This window comes from Chloroflexus sp. (assembly GCF_034435895.1).
Taxonomy (GTDB): domain Bacteria; phylum Chloroflexota; class Chloroflexia; order Chloroflexales; family Chloroflexaceae; genus Chloroflexus.
The window spans coordinates 1-4,605 of the sequence record NZ_DAOTWH010000139.1; the positions used below are offsets into that span (position 1 = coordinate 1).

Annotated in this window: 3 protein-coding genes and 2 pseudogenes; 2 read left to right on the plus strand and 3 right to left on the minus strand. The window is 62.1% G+C overall.

Features of this window, described 5'->3' with window-relative positions:
* A pseudogene (locus U9R81_RS08315) lies at nucleotides 1–189 on the minus strand (class I SAM-dependent methyltransferase); the annotation flags it as partial.
* Between the two features lie 525 nt (nucleotides 190–714).
* On the opposite strand from U9R81_RS08315, the gene U9R81_RS08320 reads away from it, so the two are divergent.
* Both U9R81_RS08320 and U9R81_RS08325 read left to right on the plus strand, forming a co-directional pair.
* On the plus strand, nucleotides 715–1,917 hold the full coding sequence (locus U9R81_RS08320; protein ID WP_322495019.1) for an aspartate aminotransferase family protein: 1,203 nt from the start codon (nucleotides 715–717) through the stop codon (nucleotides 1,915–1,917).
* A gap of 101 nt (nucleotides 1,918–2,018) precedes the next feature.
* A complete protein-coding gene (locus U9R81_RS08325) occupies nucleotides 2,019–3,311 on the plus strand; it encodes an adenylosuccinate synthase (protein ID WP_322495020.1) in 1,293 nt (430 codons plus the stop codon).
* Nucleotides 3,312–3,411: 100 nt separating this feature from the next.
* Here the strand turns inward: U9R81_RS08325 and U9R81_RS08330 are convergent, their stop codons facing one another.
* Together U9R81_RS08330 and aroE are read right to left on the minus strand one after the other, a co-directional pair.
* Complete coding sequence (locus tag U9R81_RS08330; RefSeq protein WP_322495021.1) at nucleotides 3,412–4,155, minus strand: prepilin peptidase; 744 nt, start codon at nucleotides 4,153–4,155, stop codon at nucleotides 3,412–3,414.
* Nucleotides 4,152–4,605: pseudogene (gene aroE / locus U9R81_RS08335) on the minus strand (shikimate dehydrogenase); the annotation flags it as partial. The pseudogene aroE and the gene U9R81_RS08330, both read right to left, overlap by 4 nt.

Consider the following 4,605-nt stretch of genomic DNA (forward strand, 5'->3'; position numbering starts at 1 on the left):
CTGCTGGAGATAGCCGGGGCCGCAGCCGAGTTCCAGCACGCGCCCGCGCAGGGCGGGCAGGGCGGCCAGCACCCAGCGTTGCCAGTAGCCGCCCGATACGAGCCACGCGATCAGATCGTAACTCCACGCGAATTCGTGGTAGAGGCGCTGGAAGAGCCAGCGGATGAGGCGCTGATAGAGTGAGATCATAGGATGCGTCTTTTGGTGTTACAAGGTTCAAGAAGGCGACAGTTGCACTGCCGCACTCCATACACCTTGCTGCCGGTCATGCGAGATGGCTGCTGCTATCGTTATACCATAATCTCGGAACCGCATAGCGGGGCGGGCAAGCTATGCCGTCCCTTCTGTCTGCCGTTGCAGGGCGGATAGAACATCTGATCCGGCAGCCGGCCCTGAAGGGCCGGGCTAGGGGTACGCAGCCCGCGCAGCGGGCTGCGTACCCCACCCCTTGCCCTTCCCCCGCTGGGGGAGGGGTGATGAGGAGCGCAGCACGGGGCTTTACGGCATTGCGCAGCGATCACCGGTTGTACTCAATCAAACGTTCTGTCCGCTCCTCAACGCCAGCGGGAGAGGGGAGTGTAGTGCTAGGCTTTCAGGCATCGCACAGCGATCACCGGTTGTTATCAACCACATGTGCTGTCCGCCCCTCAACCGCCCGCAGGTGGTATAATTGCGCGTGAGAGGGTTCGCACATCGCGTAGGAAAGGACGAGCTATGACCGGCGAGAGCGCCGCAGACCTGATTCAGGCCGATCACGACTATCTGTTGCAGAGTTATGTGCGCGCCGATTTCGTTATCGAACGCGGCGAGGGTGTTTATCTCTACGACAGCGAGGGCCGGCGTTATCTCGATTTTGTGGCCGGGATTGCCGTCAATGCGCTGGGGTACGGCGATCGCGATGTGCTTAACGCGATCAACGAGCAGGCGGCGCGCCTGATCCACGTTTCTAACCTCTACCACACCCGCCCGGCGGTCGAGTTGGCCGCGTTGCTGGTGCAGAGCAGTCTGGCGTTCAACAAGGCGTTCTTCTGCAACAGCGGGGCCGAGGCGATTGAAGGGGCGATTAAATTTGCCCGTCGCTATGCGCGCGCCCATTTCGGCGAAGGTAAAACGACGATTGTCGCGTTTGACGGCAGCTTCCACGGGCGCACAATGGGGGCGGTGGCGATTACGGCCCGCGAGAAGTACCGCGAGCCATTCATGCCGGTGATGCCGGGAGTGCGCTTCGCCCGCTATAACGATCTGGCGTCATTGGCTGCGACGATGGGGCACGATGTCTGCGCGGTCGTGCTCGAGCCGGTGCAGGGCGAAGGGGGCTTGCGCGCCGCCGAGGCCGAGTTTGTGCGCGGTGCGCGCGAGTTGTGCCGGCAGTATGGCGCCTTGCTCATCTTTGATGAGATCCAGTGCGGAATGGGCCGCACCGGTACGATGTGGGCTCACGAACAGCTTGGCGTGCAACCGGATATGATGACAGTGGCCAAGCCGCTAGCCGGCGGTCTGCCGATCGGGGCGGTCCTGATGGGCCAACATGTGGCCGATGCGATCCAACCCGGCGATCATGGCACCACCTTCGGCGGCAATCCGTTGGCGACCGCAGTGGGCGCGACGGTCTTCCGCAAGATTAGCGATCCGGCCTTTCTAGCCCACGTGCAGCAGGTCAGCAATTATCTCGATGAGGCGTTGCAGGATCTAGCCGCCGAGCAACCCGATGTGGTGCTTGAATTGCGCGGAAGAGGGTTGATGCGCGGCGTGCGGATTGCCGGCTCGGCGGGTGCGGTGCGCGAAGCGGCCCATCGCTATGGGTTGTTGGTAGCAACGGCAGGGGAAGACGTGATCCGGCTCTTGCCACCGTTGATTATCGAACCGCAGCATGTTGACGAGGCAGTCGCCGGCTTACGCGCAGCGTTGCGGGCCTAAGCGCGGCTCAACGCAGCGAGGTCGGGGGATGGGAAGCCGGTTGCATTGATGCAGCGGGAATAGACCGGCGTGATGTGTGCAATCCAACAGGGAGAAAAACAATGCCTGTGCTTGCCTTGATCGGCGCTCAGTGGGGTGATGAGGGCAAAGGCCATCTGGTTGATCTGTTGGCCGCTCGCGCCCGCTTGGTGATTCGCTACGGCGGCGGCAATAATGCCGGCCATACCGTGGTCAACCATCTGGGTACGTTTAAATTACATCTGGTTCCCTCCGGCATCTTTGATCCGGGGATTGTGAATGTGATTGGCCCCGGCGTGGTGATTAATCCTGAAGTGTTGATCAAAGAGATTGAAGACCTCGAGGCGCGAGGCGTTTCGACCGCCAAGCTGTTCGTCAGCGATCGCGCCCACGTGATTATGCCCTATCACATTCAGCTCGATCAGTTGCAGGAAGAGGCGCGCGGCGAGGGGCGTATCGGCACCACTGGGCGCGGGATTGGGCCGGCGTATGCCGATAAGATGAGCCGTTCCGGTATCCGGATGGGCGATTTGTTGCACGAAGAGACGTTGCTCAACCGGTTGCGCACCGTGCTCGAAGAGAAGAACCGGATCCTGACCAAGCTCTACAATGCCCGCCCGCTCTCGCTGCACGATACCTACTTGACCTATCTCGAATATGGCCGGCGGTTGGCCAATCACATTACCGATGTCCATCCCATTATTCACCGAGCGCTCGACAAAGATCTGCCGGTGCTGCTGGAAGGGGCGCAGGGCGCGTTGCTCGATATTGATCACGGCACCTACCCCTTCGTGACCTCATCGCCTCCCGGCGCCGCCGGCGCATGCCAAGGCAGCGGCATTGGCCCCACCCGGATCAGTTCGGTGATCGGGGTGGTGAAGGCTTATACCACCCGCGTCGGCGAAGGGCCGTTCCCAACCGAAGTTGATGGGCCAGTGGCCGATGCGTTGCGCCAGATTGGCACGCCGTGGGCCGAAGTCGGTACGACCACTGGCCGGCTGCGCCGGGTGGGTTGGTTTGACGCGGTCATGGTTCGTTATGCGGCGCAAGTGAATGGCATCGACACCTTGGCGATTACGAAACTCGATGTGCTGGATGGGATCGAGACGCTAAAAATTTGTACTAGCTATAAACTTAATGACGCGGTGCTGGAGTATCCGCCCACCACAACCGCCATTTTGGCGCAGGTCGAGCCGGTGTATGAAGAGCTGCCGGGTTGGACGGAATCGACGCGCAACGTGCGCCGGTTTGCCGATTTGCCCGATGCGGCGCAGGCCTATGTGGCCCGTATCTGCCAGTTGGTTGGCGCGCGATTGGGGATTGTGTCGGTCGGCCCCGGACGTGATCAGACGATCATGGTCGCAGATGTGTTTTGATCAGAGGTGATTTCTCGGCTAGCGCGAGGTAGAGAGCGAGTGCGGCAGGCTGCCTGCTGCACTCGCTTTTGGCGGTTGCATAGATTGCGCAGCGCCCGGTTTATGGCGATAGGTAGCCGCCAAGCGCTATATAGATCAACACACCGAGGCAGAGGTACGCGCCGTAGGGCAAATATTCCGGTGTCTCGTGGCCAAGCCGGCGGGCAATCAGGATGCCAGTGGCAACCAAGCCGGCCATAAAGATGCCGTAGATGAGGGCCGGGCCGAGGTGGCGCAAACCGAGCGCCGCGCCGATAAAGATGGCGAGGTAGACATCACCCAACCCAAACGGGGCCGATTTGCTGGGAAACAGCACCAGCGCCAGCAAGTAGAGAAACAGGAACCCCACCCCGCCAATCAACCCGCCTAAGAGCAATTCGCGCCATCCGGCGCCGGCGAACGACCCCCAGATAAAGGCGATCAGCGCCCCACCCAGAATGACAACGGTGTAGATCCAGCGGTAGAGCCAATCAACCACGCCGGTGACGATCAAGACCGCGCCGACAAAGGCCAGATACGGGAAGAGCGGGCCAAATCCGTAGAGGTCGTACAACCGCCACAACCAGATGGCGCTGCCGATTTCGACCAGCGGGTAGATGATCGGCAGCGGGCGGCCATCGGCAGCCTTGCCGCGCTGCAAGACCCACCCCAGCACCGGCAGCAACTGCCACCATTGCAGCATTTGGCCGGTACGAATGCAGCGCGGCCAACCGAGCAAGCGTTCCTCGCGGGGCAGGCGGATAATCAGCACATTGAGCAAACTTCCCAGCACCAGACCAACAACGACAACGAGCAGATCGATCATGGCCCGTGCTCCACCCCAAACGCGGCTTGCCACATGACTGCCCGCGGTGCTGGACGGCCCGTCCAGCGTTCAAAGGCGAGTGCTCCCTGTTCAACCAACATCCCGCGGCCATCGCGCACCCGCGCGCCGCGAGCGGCTGCGGCGCGCAAGAGGGCCGTCTCGCGGTAGACCATATCGTAGACCAGACACTGCGGGCCGACCGGCGGATCAGGCAGCGGAGTTTCGTCGTCGTGCCAACCCAAAGCGGTGGCGTTGATCAGCAGGGTACAGGCGGCAACAGCCTCGGCGACGGCTGGATTGGCTAGCGCCAACGCGCGCGCGCGCAGTGCCGGTTGGTTGGCAGTGGCAGCGGCAGCGAGATCGACCGCGCGCATCAAGCTGCGGTTGATGATGGTGAGACCGGCGACGCCGGCATCGGTGAGTGCGAACGCGGCGGCGCGCGCCGCCCCC

Coding starts and splice junctions, on each gene's coding strand:
- U9R81_RS08320 (WP_322495019.1), top strand. CDS start 715: ATGACCGGCGAGAGCGCCGCAGACCTGATTCAGGCCGATCACGACTAT.
- U9R81_RS08325 (WP_322495020.1), top strand. CDS start 2,019: ATGCCTGTGCTTGCCTTGATCGGCGCTCAGTGGGGTGATGAGGGCAAA.
- U9R81_RS08330 (WP_322495021.1), bottom strand. CDS start 4,155: ATGATCGATCTGCTCGTTGTCGTTGTTGGTCTGGTGCTGGGAAGTTTG.